Source organism: Ascidiaceihabitans donghaensis (assembly GCF_900302465.1).
GTDB classification, from domain to species: Bacteria; Pseudomonadota; Alphaproteobacteria; order Rhodobacterales; family Rhodobacteraceae; genus Ascidiaceihabitans; species Ascidiaceihabitans donghaensis.
In genome coordinates this window covers 591,489-605,670 of sequence record NZ_OMOR01000001.1, presented here as the reverse complement: position 1 = coordinate 605,670, position 14,182 = coordinate 591,489, and the positions used below count along the sequence as shown (strand labels likewise).

At 55.1% G+C, this 14,182-nt stretch carries 20 protein-coding genes; 4 read left to right on the top strand and 16 right to left on the bottom strand.

Going from position 1 to position 14,182, the window contains the following annotated elements; genetic code table 11:
* Window positions 1-56 precede the first annotated feature (56 nt).
* The gene (locus ASD8599_RS02995) at window positions 57-341 is read left to right on the top strand and encodes a DUF1330 domain-containing protein (protein WP_108827162.1); all 285 of its coding nucleotides are present in this window, start codon (window positions 57-59) and stop codon (window positions 339-341) included.
* 57 nt (window positions 342-398) lie between these two features.
* On the opposite strand, the gene mscL is transcribed toward ASD8599_RS02995, so the two are convergent.
* Entirely contained in the window at window positions 399-815 is a 417-nt protein-coding gene (gene mscL / locus ASD8599_RS02990) for a large conductance mechanosensitive channel protein MscL (RefSeq protein ID WP_108827161.1), read from the bottom strand.
* A gap of 148 nt (window positions 816-963) precedes the next feature.
* Here mscL and ASD8599_RS02985 point away from each other — a divergent pair, with 148 nt between their 5' ends.
* Complete coding sequence (locus tag ASD8599_RS02985) at window positions 964-1,662, top strand: glutathione S-transferase family protein (RefSeq protein ID WP_108827160.1); 699 nt, start codon at window positions 964-966, stop codon at window positions 1,660-1,662.
* On the opposite strand, the gene ASD8599_RS02980 is transcribed toward ASD8599_RS02985, so the two are convergent.
* The 5 genes from ASD8599_RS02980 to pheS all read right to left on the bottom strand — a co-directional run bounded on the left by ASD8599_RS02980 (window position 1,659) and on the right by pheS (window position 6,879).
* Window positions 1,659-2,105: a YtoQ family protein gene (locus ASD8599_RS02980; protein ID WP_108827159.1), complete on the bottom strand. Its 447-nt coding sequence runs from the start codon at window positions 2,103-2,105 to the stop codon at window positions 1,659-1,661. The two genes, ASD8599_RS02985 and ASD8599_RS02980, sit on opposite strands and share 4 nt — an antisense overlap.
* 24 nt (window positions 2,106-2,129) lie before the next feature.
* Window positions 2,130-4,526: a phenylalanine--tRNA ligase subunit beta gene (gene pheT / locus ASD8599_RS02975; protein ID WP_108827158.1), complete on the bottom strand. Its 2,397-nt coding sequence runs from the start codon at window positions 4,524-4,526 to the stop codon at window positions 2,130-2,132.
* A 96-nt stretch (window positions 4,527-4,622) separates the two neighbouring features.
* On the bottom strand, window positions 4,623-5,438 hold the full coding sequence (locus ASD8599_RS02970) for a CE1 family esterase (RefSeq protein ID WP_108827157.1): 816 nt from the start codon (window positions 5,436-5,438) through the stop codon (window positions 4,623-4,625).
* A 69-nt stretch (window positions 5,439-5,507) separates the two neighbouring features.
* Complete coding sequence (locus ASD8599_RS02965; RefSeq protein WP_146188181.1) at window positions 5,508-5,693, bottom strand: hypothetical protein; 186 nt, start codon at window positions 5,691-5,693, stop codon at window positions 5,508-5,510.
* Between the two features lie 112 nt (window positions 5,694-5,805).
* Window positions 5,806-6,879: a phenylalanine--tRNA ligase subunit alpha gene (gene pheS, locus ASD8599_RS02960; RefSeq protein ID WP_108827155.1), complete on the bottom strand. Its 1,074-nt coding sequence runs from the start codon at window positions 6,877-6,879 to the stop codon at window positions 5,806-5,808.
* Window positions 6,880-7,031: 152 nt separating this feature from the next.
* Between pheS and ASD8599_RS02955 the strand changes: the two genes are divergently transcribed.
* Window positions 7,032-7,688 carry a DUF4123 domain-containing protein gene (locus tag ASD8599_RS02955; RefSeq protein ID WP_108827154.1) on the top strand — a complete coding sequence of 219 codons (657 nt, stop codon included), beginning with the start codon at window positions 7,032-7,034 and terminating at the stop codon, window positions 7,686-7,688.
* Here ASD8599_RS02955 and ASD8599_RS02950 read toward each other — a convergent pair.
* The 5 genes from ASD8599_RS02950 to rpmI form a co-directional block, all read right to left on the bottom strand.
* Window positions 7,669-8,028 (bottom strand): hypothetical protein, encoded by a 360-nt coding sequence (locus ASD8599_RS02950; RefSeq protein WP_108827153.1) that lies wholly within the window; start codon window positions 8,026-8,028, stop codon window positions 7,669-7,671. The genes ASD8599_RS02955 and ASD8599_RS02950 overlap by 20 nt on opposite strands.
* A 3-nt stretch (window positions 8,029-8,031) precedes the next feature.
* On the bottom strand, window positions 8,032-8,739 hold the full coding sequence (locus tag ASD8599_RS02945; protein WP_146188180.1) for a hypothetical protein: 708 nt from the start codon (window positions 8,737-8,739) through the stop codon (window positions 8,032-8,034).
* On the bottom strand, window positions 8,736-9,227 hold the full coding sequence (locus tag ASD8599_RS02940; RefSeq protein WP_108827151.1) for a hypothetical protein: 492 nt from the start codon (window positions 9,225-9,227) through the stop codon (window positions 8,736-8,738). Before ASD8599_RS02940 ends, ASD8599_RS02945 begins: the two co-directional genes overlap by 4 nt.
* A gap of 135 nt (window positions 9,228-9,362) precedes the next feature.
* Entirely contained in the window at window positions 9,363-9,728 is a 366-nt protein-coding gene (gene rplT / locus ASD8599_RS02935; RefSeq protein ID WP_108827150.1) for a 50S ribosomal protein L20, read from the bottom strand.
* A gap of 18 nt (window positions 9,729-9,746) precedes the next feature.
* The gene (rpmI, locus tag ASD8599_RS02930) at window positions 9,747-9,947 is read right to left on the bottom strand and encodes a 50S ribosomal protein L35 (protein ID WP_108827149.1); all 201 of its coding nucleotides are present in this window, start codon (window positions 9,945-9,947) and stop codon (window positions 9,747-9,749) included.
* 307 nt (window positions 9,948-10,254) lie between these two features.
* On the opposite strand from rpmI, the gene ASD8599_RS02925 reads away from it, so the two are divergent.
* Entirely contained in the window at window positions 10,255-10,677 is a 423-nt protein-coding gene (locus ASD8599_RS02925; RefSeq protein WP_108827148.1) for a BLUF domain-containing protein, read from the top strand.
* A gap of 66 nt (window positions 10,678-10,743) precedes the next feature.
* On the opposite strand, the gene ASD8599_RS02920 is transcribed toward ASD8599_RS02925, so the two are convergent.
* The 5 genes from ASD8599_RS02920 to pyk form a co-directional block, all read right to left on the bottom strand.
* Window positions 10,744-10,956, bottom strand: a complete 213-nt coding sequence (locus tag ASD8599_RS02920) for a hypothetical protein (protein ID WP_108827147.1) — start codon at window positions 10,954-10,956, stop codon at window positions 10,744-10,746.
* Between the two features lies 1 nt (window position 10,957).
* Complete coding sequence (locus ASD8599_RS02915; RefSeq protein WP_108827146.1) at window positions 10,958-11,764, bottom strand: OmpA family protein; 807 nt, start codon at window positions 11,762-11,764, stop codon at window positions 10,958-10,960.
* 30 nt (window positions 11,765-11,794) lie between these two features.
* On the bottom strand, window positions 11,795-12,004 hold the full coding sequence (locus tag ASD8599_RS20115; RefSeq protein ID WP_146188179.1) for a hypothetical protein: 210 nt from the start codon (window positions 12,002-12,004) through the stop codon (window positions 11,795-11,797).
* 437 nt (window positions 12,005-12,441) lie between these two features.
* On the bottom strand, window positions 12,442-12,663 hold the full coding sequence (locus ASD8599_RS02910) for a hypothetical protein (protein ID WP_108827145.1): 222 nt from the start codon (window positions 12,661-12,663) through the stop codon (window positions 12,442-12,444).
* Between the two features lie 29 nt (window positions 12,664-12,692).
* Window positions 12,693-14,138, bottom strand: coding sequence for a pyruvate kinase (gene pyk / locus ASD8599_RS02905; protein WP_108827144.1), 1,446 nt, complete (start codon window positions 14,136-14,138; stop codon window positions 12,693-12,695).
* Between the last annotated feature and the right edge of the window lie 44 nt (window positions 14,139-14,182).

Genomic DNA, 14,182 nt, shown 5'->3' with positions numbered 1-14,182 from the left:
TTTTGCAGATAAAGACGGGGCCTTATTTTCGGATCACATTACAAAAGGAAGATCCAATGGCGATCCACGCAGTGTTTACATTATCCCTAACCAATCCTGACAGATTGGCGCAGTACCGCGAAGTTGCAGCGCAAGCGCTGGCCAAACATGGCGGGGCTGTTGTGCAAGCGTCTGGTAGCATCACGCGCCTAGACGGAGACCAAGACACGCCAACGATGGCCGCAGTTCTGAGTTTTCCGGATGCAGATGCGGCGCTGGCCTGGCATGCAGACCCAGAGCTGGCTGAGACACACGACTTGCGTCGGGGGTCCGGCAATACAAACCTTATCCTTCTGGGATAAAGTAAAAGGCCCGCAGGACAGTCCGGCGGGCCTTTCGGTAGATCATTTAAAAGTCCATTACTTCTTCAAAGCAACCAAGATTTCCGCCAACAGCTCTTCTTGCGTCGGGCCTTTTGGTGCTTCCGGTTCTGGCGCTGCTTCTTCTTTCTTCTTCATGTTGTTCACTGTGCGCACCAGCATGAACACCACAAAGGCGATGATCAGGAAGTTGATGATGGCCATGATGAAACGACCGTAGGCAAACACAGCGGCACCTGCTTCTTCAGCTTCTGCGATAGATGCGTATTCACCGTCACCCAACAAAGCATACATGCCGCTAAAGTCTACGCCGCCCATGAACAGGCTGATGATAGGATTGATCAAGTCAGCAACAAGTGACCCGACGATCGCTGTGAAGGCCGCACCGATGATGATCCCAACAGCCATGTCCATGACATTGCCTTTGGCAATGAAATCTTTGAATTCTTTAAGCATTTTAGTTCCCTCGTTTTGTCGAAATGGCCGTCGTCTTTTTGTAAACGTTCGCCTGCGCACATGGCCTAGCACATCTTCGCGCCTATTGAAGACTGTTTTTACGGGGAAAACTGACTAGTTTTGTCTCATAAATCATCAGGAGAACACGATGACCGACCTTAGCGCATTCCCGATCACCCAAAAGTGGCCCGCACAAGATGCAAGCGTCTTGCAGCTTTATTCCTTCCCCACACCAAACGGGGTTAAAGTGTCCATCGCCCTCGAGGAAATGGACATTCCCTATGAGGCGCACACAGTGACGTTGTCCGATGCAGACGTAAAAAGCCCCGAATTCCTGTCACTCAACCCGAACAACAAGATCCCCGCCATTGTTGATCCGGATGGCCCGGATGGCGCCCACCTTGGGTTGTTCGAATCTGGTGCGATTTTGATCTATCTGGCTGAGAAGTCCGGGAAGTTGATCGGCAAAACCGCAGCAGACAAAGCCAAGATCATCCAATGGGTCATGTTCCAGATGGGGGGCTTGGGTCCGATGTTCGGGCAATTGGGGTTCTTCAGCAAATTCGCAGGATCCGAATGGGAAGATAAGCGTCCTCAACAGCGCTACATTGACGAAGCCAAACGGCTGCTTGCGGTTCTGGACAAGGAACTGGACGGCAAAGACTGGATCGCAGGTGACTATTCCATCGCAGATATCGCGATTGCACCATGGCTGGCCGCTTTGGATTTTTACGGAACCAAAGATCTTGTCGGGTGGGATGACCACAAAAATGTCGTGGCCTACCTGGATCGCTTTCTGGCCCGCCCCGCCGTCGTCAAAGGGCGCACCATTCCGCCGCGCGGTTAAGCGGGCAACGCACCTGTCAAAACATAGCGGAGGATCTGGACAACTTGGACCGGGTCCTCTGCAACCGCCAACGCGGCAGCATCGACTTCTTTCAGCGCATGGGCGTGATCCGCACCGTGTAGCACGATCAAGGATTTGCCGAGTGCTGCAGCGTAGCCCGCATCAAACGCCGCGTTCCATTGTTTGTACTTTTCGCCAAACCGCACCACCACGACATCTGCATCCTCGATCCCTTTGCGGGTGCGAATAGCGTTCATTTGTGCGCCCTTGCGGTCATGCCAGAACTTGTTCGGTTCGTTTCCAAGGATTGCCACACCGCAATCATCTGACGCTGCATGGTCCGTTACGGGGCTGTTGAACGCCACATCAAGGTCACTTGCGCCTTGCGTGATTTGCTCGCGCCAATCGGTATGGATTTCACCGGAAAGATATACGTTCAACATGCCATGTCTCCTGTTTTGAAAGGGTCAGCCGCGCAGCACGCCGCCGGTGGCCTTGGTCACTTTTTCAATCACCTTTGCACCAACCGCTTCGATGTCCGCATCTTTCAGCGTGGCATCCTTTGGTTGCAAACGCACAGTAATGGCCAAGGATTTTTTGCCTTCGCCCAAGCTGTCGCCGATGAATTCATCAAACACGCGCACATCATCGATCAACGCTTTGTCGGCACCGGCGGCGGCATTGACCAGCGTCAATGCTTCGACGTCCGCGTCCACAACAAATGCGAAATCACGTTCCACCGCTTGCAGGTCACTGATAGTCAATGCGCCTTTGTTGGCCCCGGCTTTGCGCGGCAACGGAATCTCGGACGGCCATAGGGTAAAGCCCATTGCAGGGCCTTTGATGTCCATCGCTGCCAGTACTTTCGGGTGGATTTCCCCGAAAATACCCAACACCTTTTTAGGACCAAGGCAAATTTTGCCATGGCGGCCCGGATGCCAGCAGTCGGGTGCCCCGCGCATGATTTGCACTTTTGCAGGCGCCCCCATTGCGGCCAAAACGGCCTCTGCGTCAGCTTTGATGTCAAAAACATCAACATCGCGCGATGCGCCATGCAAATCTTTGGGGCTTGTGCGGCCCACCAGCAATCCAGTCACCAGATTGTGTTGTTCGCCCGGTTCGCCCCCATGAAATGCAGGGCCGACTTCGAACAAAGCAACATCTTGAAATCCACGTGCCTGATTGCGGGCCGCAGCCTGCAAAAGCCCCGGAAGCAGCGCGGGACGCATGTGGCTCATATCTGAGCTGATGGGGTTTTCCAGCATAGTCGCGTCATCGCCGCCACCAAACAAAGCCGCTGAGGCCTGGTCGATGAACGTATATGTTACACATTCATTGTAGCCCAAAGCAGCAGCGGTCCGGCGCGCCATTTGTTCGCGACGCTGCATAGGTGTCATGACCGGCTTAGACACACCATCCGTCAAACGTGGCAAAGGCACGCCTTTCAGCTTGGTCAATGACGCGATCCGCGCCACTTCTTCGACCAGATCGGCCTCACCTTGCACGTCAGGCCGCCAGCTTGGCACATGCGCCATGTCACCTTCCAAGCGGAACCCAAGTGCGGTCAAAGTCTGACGCTGGGTGCTTTCGGGGATAACCATGCCCACCAAAGACTGCACGCGTGCTGCGTCCAGCTTGTAGGCCCGCGCGGTGTTCAGGTCGTTACCTGCGACAACAACCTCAGAGGCTTCGCCGCCTGCGTGATCCACGATCATACGCACCGCACGTTCCAGCCCTTCGTAGGTGAAGGCAGGGTCAATGCCCCGTTCAAAGCGATACCGCGCGTCCGAGTTTATCTTGAGGGCGCGGCCTGTGTAGGCGATTTGAACCGGATCCCAATAAGCGCTTTCCACAAAGACATTCACAGTGTCTTCGGTGCAGCCTGTGTCGAGGCCCCCCATGATACCTGCAATGCTTTCGGGACCAGTATCATCGGAAATGACCATTTGACCCGCTTGCAGCGCATAGGATTTTTCATCCAAAGCCACCAGCGTTTCATTGCCTGTGGCGCGGTGCACACGCAGGTTGCCTGCAACTTTATCTGCATCGAAGACGTGCAACGGGCGGTTGCGGTCGTAGGTGAAGAAGTTGGTCACATCCACAAGGAATGAAATGGGCCGCAAGCCGATTGCCCGCAAAATATCCTGAAGCCATGCCGGGGATGGGCCGTTTTTCACGCCTTTGATCAAACGGCCATAAAAGACCGGACAGCCATCGCGCGTGTCCTCGTCGATGCTGACCTGAATGTCCGACGCAAAGCTGGCAGGCACATATTCCACGTCACGTGATTTGAGTGTGCCAAGGCCCCGTGCCGCCAGATCGCGTGCGATGCCTTCAACACCAAGGGCATCGGGGCGGTTGGGCGTGATTGCGATTTCGATGGCAGGATCGACTTTGGCGGGATCGTGTTCCGCCAGCCAATCAACAAAACGCTGCCCTACGTCACCTGAAGGCAATTCGATGATACCGTCGTGTTCATCCGACAGCTCCATCTCGCGCTCTGAGGCCATCATGCCAAAGCTTTCGATGCCGCGGATTTTACCGACGCCGATGGTGGTATCGATGCCCGGCACGTAAACGCCTGGTTTGGCCACAACGACCGTGATCCCCGCCCGCGCGTTGGGGGCGCCGCAGATGATTTGCTTCATGCCTTCATCTGTGTTGACCTGACACACCCGCAAACGGTCCGCATCGGGATGCTTTTCAGCACTTTCCACGTAGCCGATGGTAAAATCAGCCAGTTTTGCGGCACGGTTTTCGACGCCCTCAACTTCGAGACCCAAGTCGGTCAGCGCATAGAGGATGTCATCAAGAGACGCATCAGTGTCGAGGTGGTCTTTGAGCCAAGAGAGCGTGAATTTCATCGCGGGAGTGCCTTTGGGAAACCGAAAGATTTGTGTTCCCTGTGCAATGACAAAGAATGACCTCAAGTGCAAGCAATGGTGCGCTAAAGCGACACCTTACGGGTAGGTCGGCACACGGCCCAACAGGTCATCCAGTTGCCGCCCAATCCAGCCATGCGGGATAAAGTGCCCACCGGGATGGGTGTCCAGAACCACGCCCGTTCCCTTCGCGCAATCGGCCCACTTCGTGCGCTGAAACGTCAGAAAATCAACCACATTGTAGCTGCTTTGCACATTTCCGTCCCCACAGCCCATCTGCCGACGCCACAGGGCCACCGGAAAGGTTGCGTCCCCGTTCGCCCCGTATTCAAAGTCCAGCACATTGTCATTTAGCCCATGCACGTGGCGCACATGTGTGGGGGATTGTGCGCAGTCTTCAGCTTGCGACAGCGTTCCTGAAATCCCCAGCATAGCGCGCACATTCATTTGACCGCCGCGATCACAGGCCACACGCCAAGCCATGATCGAGCCATAGGAATACCCCGAAATGAAAATATTATCGCGGTCGATGGGATAGCGTTTGGCAACATCCTCAAGCACGGCCTGTGCAAATGCCACATCCTCGGTATCCGGAGACCACATGTTCCACGTTTTGCGCAGCCCGTTGGGCGCGATCAGCAACACCCCGCGCCGCCGTGTCGCCCCGGAAATACGCTGATGTTGCACAGGCAAAGCACCGGTGCGCTGCCAGCCATGAAAGTGGATCAGGACCGGCATCGCGGTTTCGCCATCCCAATCGTCGGGCTCCCTGACGTGATAGGACCGGTCACCCACGGCGCAAGGCACATCCAAAAGGCAGTCTCGTTTCCATGGGCCCATGGCATGGGCAGGCAATGTGACAAGGGCAAGCAGCAAAGCAATGGCGTATTTCATACGCCTTACATGGCGGATGGGCGGGGCTGTGTCATCTCACAAAATCGTGGAACCACAAGACAGAACCCTTCACTTGCCGTTCTGATCCAGCTTGCTTTTGACCCGCAGCACCGACGCCATTTGCGCCTGACGAATCCGGTCCTCTTTGCGTGTATATGTCTCATGGGCATACAAAAACACCACAAGCGGTAAACTGACCGCGCCAACCCCAAAATATACCGCAAGATTGCCGGAAAACAGGGTTACCACGTGCACGACGAAACAAAGCGCTGTGATGGAACGCACTGCCCAACGTGATACCGAAGGTACTTTGCGCTCACACCACGCATAGTAGTCGGAAAAACGAACAATGAGGTAGTACAAAGGCCTACCGGCTCAACCCGCCATGCAACGTCGGTGTGTCCAACGCCGCAAACCCGTAGTGCCGCAGCCAACGCAGATCGCTGTCGAAGAACGCCCGCAGGTCGGGAATGCCGTATTTCAGCATCGCAATCCGGTCGATCCCCATGCCAAAGGCAAAGCCCTGCCATTCGGCCGGATCAATACCACCCGCTTGCAGCACTTTGGGGTGTACCATGCCAGAGCCAAGGATTTCGAGCCAATCGTCGCCCTCGCCCACTTTCAGGGTGCCGCCTTCCCAAGAACAGCGAATATCGACCTCGGCTGAGGGTTCGGTGAACGGGAAGTGTGACGCGCGGAAGCGGATGTCCACGTTATCAACTTCGAAATAGGACTTCACGAATTCTTCCAGAACCCACTTGAGGTTGGCCATGGAAATGTCCTTGTCGATGGCCAGACCTTCGACCTGATGGAACATAGGGGTGTGGGTCTGATCGTAGTCCGCGCGGTACACGCCGCCCGGGCAGATGATACGCGTGGGCGCACCCGTTTTCTCCATCGACCGGATTTGCACGGGGCTTGTGTGGGTGCGCAACACGTGGGGTGGGCGGTCGTCGCCCTCCGCACGGTGCATGTAAAATGTGTCCATTTCGGCACGCGCCGGATGGTGGCCGGGGATGTTCAGCGCGTCAAAGTTATACCAGTCGGTGTCGATGCGCGGGCCCTCGGCCACGGAAAACCCCATCTCTGCGAAGATGGCTGTAACTTCTTCGGTGACTTGGGAAATCGGGTGAATGGACCCACGGCGTTGCGGACGCGTCGGCAAGGTGACATCCAGCCATTCAGTGCGCAAACGCGCATCAAGGGCCGCATCGGCAAGACCTGCCTTTTTAGCGGCCAAAGCGCTGTTGATTTCGTCCTTGAGGGCATTCAGCGCCGGACCTGCTGTCTGGCGTTCTTCGGGGGTCATTTTGCCCAATTCACGCATCTTCAACGCAACTTCGCCTTTTTTGCCAACAGCAGCCAAGCGGATGTCCTCAAGGGCGGCTTCATCAGCAGCACCAGCGATTTGGTCAAGATATTTGGCTTTCAGATCGTCCATGACGGCCCCTCAAATAATGTTGCACTCTGCTAGCGCCCGAGGGTTTTGATTGCAAGCCGTGCCATTGCAAACGACAGCCAAACCGTAACCTTTGGTTGACAAAATCAAACGAAAACACAGGATAGGCTGGGTAAACGTAAGGGGTAGGCGCAATGCAAGAAGACGATCCATGGGCCCTGACCCCGACCGCATCCAAGACAGATGCGATTGCGCAGACACCGCATAACCCCATGCATTATGCGCTGGACAGGATCACGGGTGTGACCCCTTTGGACGGCACAACAGACGAAACTGTGCCTGCCGCACTTTGGCCCGCCGTCTTTGGTCCGTTGCCAAAGTCCCCCGATGCGGCAGCACCTGCCAGTTTTGCAATTCTGGATGCCGCCAAGATCACAAACTTGCCTCAGATGTTGGAAGGATCCCGCCTGCCACATCAATGCTTGTTTCAGGGCAAGGCCTTGGAGGATCTGGGGGATGCAGCCCCTTGGATCGTTGCGCTGGAAGACAACAACCGGTTTGTTCGGGGCCTGTTCACACGGTCCTCTGCGCCTTGGGACGTTTGGGATACGGACGGCGGCGTGATCTTGCGGTCGTATGAAGACTTGAACAGCTTACGGTCCCATTTCCGCAAGTTTACCAAAGTCCGCGACGAAACGGACACATGGATGTTTTTCCGATTCTGGGAACCCTCATGGGTGGAACGTCTTGCCGAGGTTCTGGACCCAAACCAACTGCACGCCCTACTTAAGGGCGTCGAAGCGTTTGGGGCCAAAAGCGGTGAAGACTTTGTTATTCTGCGACCAACCTAGACGCGGGTTCGGTTAATTCCTGAGCATCAAAAAAGGCCAGCCGCGCCTCGGCTGAGTGATCCTGATTAAAGAGAATAGCATCCGTTAGCGCCCGCGCCTCGGCGGCATCTGGCATGTCTGCACGTTGCGCCACAAGGATCAGGCCGATCGTGGCGCCGTAAAGCGTGTCGAAACTGGTAAACCCACTTTCAAAAAGCTGATCAATCACTGCATCAAGGGCGTCCCGTTCTTCGGCCCATGCAGGTGCTTCCAATATCACTTGTTCTGCCACACGCCGCTTCAGGCGCACAGTTGCGGTTTCATTCAAAGCAGCCATTTGGGCTTTGGAAATGCGGAACATTCTTTAGACTTTCAAATGCAGGGGGTTCAGCGGCTCTGGCATCCAGACGCCCAGTTCTTCAATCACAGCCTGTGCGTTTTCCCACAGCACCCTTTGCGCAGCAGGATCAAGATTCAGCGATGCCCAGCGTAGGATCTGGTCGGTGATCTTCTGGTTCTCAACAATAGACAAATCACCCAAAGGGGGGAAATAGTCCAATTCGTCTACGGGGTTCCAACCGTGCCGGGCGCAGATTTGAGCGTCCCATGGGCTCAGCTTTTCCGGCACGTCCGTGGGCAATTCTGAATCGCGCATCTCAAGAATATGGCCAATTGTGTCAGGATGATTGATGGCTTTGACTGTTGGTTCAAACATATCAGGGAAATACAAAAACGCCGTCGCCCACGATGAAATATGCGGCTTTTCTGAATGCTCGGTTTCGAAGTCGATGCCGATGTCAAAAAAGCTTTGCACTTCTTGTGGGGTCCAGGCCAATTGATCACCACCAAACAGCCAATCCCGAATATCCGGCAATGGCTCCGGTGACGCCAAAGCCGCATCCCGAAGCCGCATCACCATGTCCCGCAGATCAGCGCGGCATTCATCCATTGCGCGGGCGCTTTCGAACCCCAAACGAGGCCAGAACGCGTCCGTCACATCCATAGAAAAATATGCGACCAAAGCCCCCCAGTGTTCCGGAGGGCGAGAGTTTGACTGTTGTCTGAGTGTCATGGGATTGCCAAATTTGCTGGAATTGTCGGCCAAGCCGGAGGAAAGAGAGACGGCAGCATACGCACACCACGGTAGATCAGATAGCCGATGCCGACAGTCGCCACAACTTTTGTAGCTGTTTCGGCACTGGGCAGAACACTTGGGCTGGGGCTGGTGGCGGGGCCAACCCATTCAGAAGGCTTGGGCGCAGGTCGCGTCGCCCAAGTTCGCGCCCCTGGTGGCGGAGGCCCGCATCTATTTTTAATAAGTTCTTTCAGCAGCTTATCAAGGTGCTTTTGCTGATTGACGATCTGGTTGTGATGGTTCGTCCAGCTTTGGGTGCCCGGTCCGTTGGCGCCCCTGATCTGCTCGGGAAAACGATGTTTCAAACCGTGCGTCTTGTTGTCACCCATTGCCCGTTTGTCACGGTTGATCGCCTCGTCGATCTTTTTGCGGATCGCCGCGCATTTGTCCGCGGGCGGCGGACAGTTGCCAGTGGTACACGTCATAAAAATTACAATCTAAAGTTACACAGTCAGCATGCCCATTTTACAGATTCTCTCAAGTAAAAACGCGATTGCTGCACAAACGGAAAAAGCCGCCCCCCTTCGGGAGCGGCCTTTCAAAATCGATGTACGCTTGGCTTAGTTGGCCAAAGCAGCCTGTGCTTGGGACACGATCGCACCGAATGCTTCGGGCTCGTGTACGGCCAAGTCGGCCAGAACCTTACGGTCCACTTCGATGCCAGCCAAGTTCAGACCGTTGATGAAGCGCGAATATGTCAGCGCCTCGTCGTGGGACCGTACCGCCGCGTTGATCCGCTGGATCCACAGAGCGCGGAAGTTGCGCTTGCGGTTATGGCGGTCACGGGTTGCATATTGATTGGCTTTGTCCACCGCCTGGCGCGCGACCTTAAAGGTGCTCTTGCGACGGCCGTAGTAGCCTTTGGCGGCCTTGATGACCTTCTTGTGACGGGCGTGAGTGACTGTGCCACCTTTGACTCGAGACATATTGTAATTCCTTCTGGCTTAACGGTCGTAGGGCATGAAGCCCTTGATGATTTTTGCATCTGGCGCAGACAAAGCTGTCGTGCCGCGTGCGTTGCGCAGGAATTTGTTCGTGCGTTTGATCATCCCGTGCTGTTTGCCAGCCTGGGCGCCCATGACCTTACCGGTCGCGGAAACCTTAAAGCGCTTCTTGGCGCTCGATTTCGTCTTCATCTTTGGCATTTCCGTCTCCTGAGTTTGAGTTCGGTATTTGCGCGACTCGGCATGCCATATCGGCCGGACGCGCGGAACGAAGTTGGGCTATAGGGGGGAACGGGGCATGACGCAAGGGTGTTTTGGTCCATTCGCCCCCTGAAAAAGAACGCGGTTCGGCTCCAGATGCAACCATTGTAGGGTTTGCCCGATTTAACCGGAATAAGTTCCGCCTGCACATCATCTTATAACGGCCTCAAGCCATCAAAATCTGTACATATCCACGCAATCAGCTACCGTATATTGCGACCAACAACCTAAGTTCTGAGGTGTATTGATGAACCTGACACGTCTTGTTTACTACAGCCAACGCAACCCGTCTGAAAAATTGGACACGCAAACACTGATCGAAACGTGCCAAACTAACAATGCGCGGCAAAATCTGACGGGAATCTTACACTACAACGGAGACCACTTCTTGCAGGTGCTTGAAGGCGGACGCGTTGAAGTGTCCGCCCTGTACCACCGCATTTCACGCGATTCCCGTCACGCCAACATCATCTTGCTGTCATGTGCCGATGTGCGCGAACGCATGTTTTCAAAGTGGTCCATGGGTTTGCATCAGGGCATGGATGAACGGACCCGCGAAATCTATCTTCGCTACTTCTCGACGGATAATGTGAACCCGGAAACAGTGAACGTGGACAGCCTGCTGGACGTGCTTCAGGACATTGCAATCGAAATGGCCCCGTCGCGCTAATCCTTCGCGCTAACCCCGGCCATCGGTGCCGCGACTATAGCCTGTAAAGCACATGACACCGCCTGATTACCGGCGGCGTTTTAGCTTTTGCGCCTCTGCTTCAGCACGACGGTTACGGGCCTCTGCCTCGTTCAAACGGCGCTGCATTTTCGCAAGCGCGAACACGTAGGCTTCGCTGTCATTTGCTTCGATACCGACACCGCGGCGCTGCCCCAAAACGAACCCCAGCACACCGGACAGAATGATCATTCCAGCCCAAACCATGATTGTGGTTGTCATTTCAGTTTTCCCCTTTGGTGATGCGCGTTATTTGAAAATCTACGCGGCGGTTTTCTGCATCCTCTGACGCATCCCCCTGAGCAAACGGCAGTCGCGACCCAAAGCCCATCGGTTCAAAGTTGTCGGCCAACAGATCAAGGTCTGCCAAAACTGCGAGCGCACTGTCGGCGCGGTCCCAGCTGAGTTTCAGGTTGCTGGCCTCGTCGCCGGACGGATCGGAATGCCCGGCCACGACAATATGGGCTTGCGGACAATAGCGTACAGCGATGCCCAGCATCCGCAATGTATCGCGCCCATCTGCGTTGATACCCGTTGAACCGGCGTCAAAGCCGATGACGGTTTGGGCCATAATATCTTGAAGATCATCTACACAGTCGCGGGCTGCCACCACATCGGCAGCTGGTTTCAGCTGTGGCGTGGGTCTAATGACAGGTGCAGGGGTCTGCGCGGGGGGCAAAACCCCGGGAACTTCCGTCAAGGAAAACGCAAGCGTCGTATCGGCACGTTGGGAAATCACAATGTCCTGCGGCGTGGCAAGCGCAGCGGTCGGGCGGCTTGCATCTGTGCTTTCCGCGCCCTCTTGCACGGCGGCGGTTTGGGCAGTCGTCATGCTGTCGGTTCCCGACTGCGACCATGCAGTAAATGCCCCGGCACCCAGCAAAGCAAATCCAAGCGCACCCGCCACATAAAGCACAAAGGGCGTTTTGCGTTTGCGCCCCGACATCACACGCTGAGCCGCCGCGTGGCTTAAACCCGCTTTGCGCAACCGTGCAGTCGCTGGTTCAGTTTTACCCAGCCCATATGCCATTTCATCCCCCAATCAAATCAGCGCAGCTTTTTACGCGAAAAACGTCACTGTCGTACTGTCCGCGCTTATTTCGATATTCACATTGATCCCCAACAAAGCTGCCGTTTCCCGAATAACAGCCTCGTTTTCGCGTAGCGGCAAAAGGCTTTGCTGATCATTCAAGACCAAGGTCAGACCCAATTCACGCACGGTGTGTTGCAACACCGTTTTTAGTCTATGTGAATAAAGGACAGGCTGCATTTAGAGACCCACAATTACATCGTACCATATTTTGTGGTAGCACCTAGAACTTCAGGGCACAAATCTACAAATGGCTCTTACAGATACTTTTCAAGGATTTTTCTGAATTCACGCACCCAACGGAAACGCATCAAGCCCTAGGCTCAGGACCCATTAATCTTAATGCCTCAGCGCGGTTTTCACGAAATATCAGAGGCTTGGGGCGCGACGATAAGAATGGTTCTCTTTTCAAGCGGCTCAAGACGCTGAGATGAAGTGAAAAACACGTCTCCGATTTCCCTGATTTGGCCCGTGACTATCGTTGCATATGATTGAAATAAAACCACCGCCGACCGGCAACACATGCTCGCATGTGTGAGAGGAAATTCCCGCGCAACTGCGCCTCATCACGAACCAAATCAGGAAAACTGAGGCATTAAGATTAATGAGTCCTGAGCCTAAAGAATCTGGGCCACCACACGCACAAAGGCATTGGGCACATCTTGCAGGCTATATCCGTTGGGCTTTGTCTGGATCGCGTAGATAATCAGCCCACCGGCGATTAAAATCGTAATTGCCGACGCGCGAGGCGCCCGCCTGTCCGTTAAGGCAGACAGCATCGAAGGGATCGCAAAAATGGCGACAATAATCCCCGCGACCAATGCAATATCTGGTTCCATTATTCGTTACTCCACAATATGTGGGCAGCCTACTCTGGATCAGTGTTGAAAATCAAACGCTCGTCACAGGGCGCCACACGCAGAATGTTGGTTGTGCCTGTCACATTGAAAGGGACACCTGCCGTCACAAGTATCTGATCGCTTTCATCAGCATACCCCTGATCACGCGCTGCTTTTGCGGCGCTCACCACAGCCCCTTTGAAACGATCCATCATGCTTGTTTGCACGCAGTTGATGCCCCAGCTTAACGCCAACCGACGGGCTGTACCAACCAGTGGTGTCATCGCGACAATCGGCACGCGCGGACGTTCCCGTGCTGTCAAAAGCGCTGTGGTTCCGCTTTGAGTAAAGCAGCAAATGGCTTTGATGTCTGTTGTTTCTGCGATCTCACGGGCGGCGGCCACAATACCGTCGGCAACAGTTGTGCGATTGGCGGTGCGGCTGGCTTCGATGATTTGGCGATACGTGCTGTCGGCTTCGACCTCTTGCGCCACATTATCCATGGTGCGCACTGCTTCGATGGGGTAGCCGCCTGCAGCACTTTCGGCGCTCAGCATGACGGCATCGGCCCCTTCATAGATGGCAGTTGCAACGTCAGAAACCTCGGCGCGTGTCGGCATCGGACTCTCGATCATAGATTCCAGCATCTGGGTCGCCACAATCACAGGCTTGGCCGCAGCACGGCATTTGCGCACCAACCGCTTTTGGATGGGCGGCACATTCTGCACAGGCAATTCCACACCCAGATCGCCCCGCGCGACCATGATCCCGTCGCTGACAGCCAGGATATCATCAAAACGATCCACCGCGTTTGGCTTTTCGATCTTGGACAAGATCGCCGCGCGGCCCTGAACCAACGCACGCGCTTCCTCAACGTCTGCAGGGCGTTGCACGAAGCTAAGCGCCAACCAATCGACACCCAACCCACAGACACATTCCAGATCGGCCTTGTCCTTTTCAGACAGCGCCGCCAACGGCAGTTCCACATCGGGCACGTTGACACCTTTACGATTGGAAATCACGCCTCCGATGACAACGGTGCAATCGGCGAAATCCTTACCGCAGGCCTCAACCCGCAACCTGATTTTCCCGTCATTGACCAGCAAGGATGCGCCGGGTTCAAGTGCTGCAAAAATCTCGGGATGCGGCAGGCAAACGCGGGCACTGTCGCCTTCAGCCTTGTCCAGATCAAGGCGAAATTTCGCGCCTTCGTCCAGCATCTCACTGTCACCGGCAAACACGCCGACACGCAATTTAGGGCCCTGCAAGTCAGCCAAAATACCGATAGTGCTGTTCAAATCCTGTTCGACCTGACGGATGATGGCATGCTTTTCGGCAATTTCCTCATGGCTGCCATGGGACATGTTCAAGCGGAACACATCTGCGCCTGCCTCATGCAAGGCGCGGATCATTTCATAGCTGTCAGAAGCTGGTCCCAAAGTAGCTACGATTTTCACGCTGCGCAGTCGTCTCATGATGGGGCATCCTTGCTGTTATCGCTATCAGTTGCAGCCTTATC

Excerpts from the sequence above, each read along its gene's own strand:
- ASD8599_RS02995 (WP_108827162.1), top strand. The coding sequence starts at position 57 with ATGGCGATCCACGCAGTGTTTACATTATCCCTAACCAATCCTGACAGA.
- mscL (WP_108827161.1), bottom strand. The coding sequence starts at position 815 with ATGCTTAAAGAATTCAAAGATTTCATTGCCAAAGGCAATGTCATGGAC.
- ASD8599_RS02985 (WP_108827160.1), top strand. The coding sequence starts at position 964 with ATGACCGACCTTAGCGCATTCCCGATCACCCAAAAGTGGCCCGCACAA.
- ASD8599_RS02980 (WP_108827159.1), bottom strand. The coding sequence starts at position 2,105 with ATGTTGAACGTATATCTTTCCGGTGAAATCCATACCGATTGGCGCGAG.
- pheT (WP_108827158.1), bottom strand. The coding sequence starts at position 4,526 with ATGAAATTCACGCTCTCTTGGCTCAAAGACCACCTCGACACTGATGCG.
- ASD8599_RS02970 (WP_108827157.1), bottom strand. The coding sequence starts at position 5,438 with ATGAAATACGCCATTGCTTTGCTGCTTGCCCTTGTCACATTGCCTGCC.
- pheS (WP_108827155.1), bottom strand. The coding sequence starts at position 6,879 with ATGGACGATCTGAAAGCCAAATATCTTGACCAAATCGCTGGTGCTGCT.
- ASD8599_RS02955 (WP_108827154.1), top strand. The coding sequence starts at position 7,032 with ATGCAAGAAGACGATCCATGGGCCCTGACCCCGACCGCATCCAAGACA.
- ASD8599_RS02950 (WP_108827153.1), bottom strand. The coding sequence starts at position 8,028 with ATGTTCCGCATTTCCAAAGCCCAAATGGCTGCTTTGAATGAAACCGCA.
- ASD8599_RS02945 (WP_146188180.1), bottom strand. The coding sequence starts at position 8,739 with ATGACACTCAGACAACAGTCAAACTCTCGCCCTCCGGAACACTGGGGG.
- ASD8599_RS02940 (WP_108827151.1), bottom strand. The coding sequence starts at position 9,227 with ATGACGTGTACCACTGGCAACTGTCCGCCGCCCGCGGACAAATGCGCG.
- rplT (WP_108827150.1), bottom strand. The coding sequence starts at position 9,728 with ATGTCTCGAGTCAAAGGTGGCACAGTCACTCACGCCCGTCACAAGAAG.
- rpmI (WP_108827149.1), bottom strand. The coding sequence starts at position 9,947 with ATGCCAAAGATGAAGACGAAATCGAGCGCCAAGAAGCGCTTTAAGGTT.
- ASD8599_RS02925 (WP_108827148.1), top strand. The coding sequence starts at position 10,255 with ATGAACCTGACACGTCTTGTTTACTACAGCCAACGCAACCCGTCTGAA.
- ASD8599_RS02920 (WP_108827147.1), bottom strand. The coding sequence starts at position 10,956 with ATGACAACCACAATCATGGTTTGGGCTGGAATGATCATTCTGTCCGGT.
- ASD8599_RS02915 (WP_108827146.1), bottom strand. The coding sequence starts at position 11,764 with ATGGCATATGGGCTGGGTAAAACTGAACCAGCGACTGCACGGTTGCGC.
- ASD8599_RS20115 (WP_146188179.1), bottom strand. The coding sequence starts at position 12,004 with ATGCAGCCTGTCCTTTATTCACATAGACTAAAAACGGTGTTGCAACAC.
- ASD8599_RS02910 (WP_108827145.1), bottom strand. The coding sequence starts at position 12,663 with ATGGAACCAGATATTGCATTGGTCGCGGGGATTATTGTCGCCATTTTT.
- pyk (WP_108827144.1), bottom strand. The coding sequence starts at position 14,138 with ATGAGACGACTGCGCAGCGTGAAAATCGTAGCTACTTTGGGACCAGCT.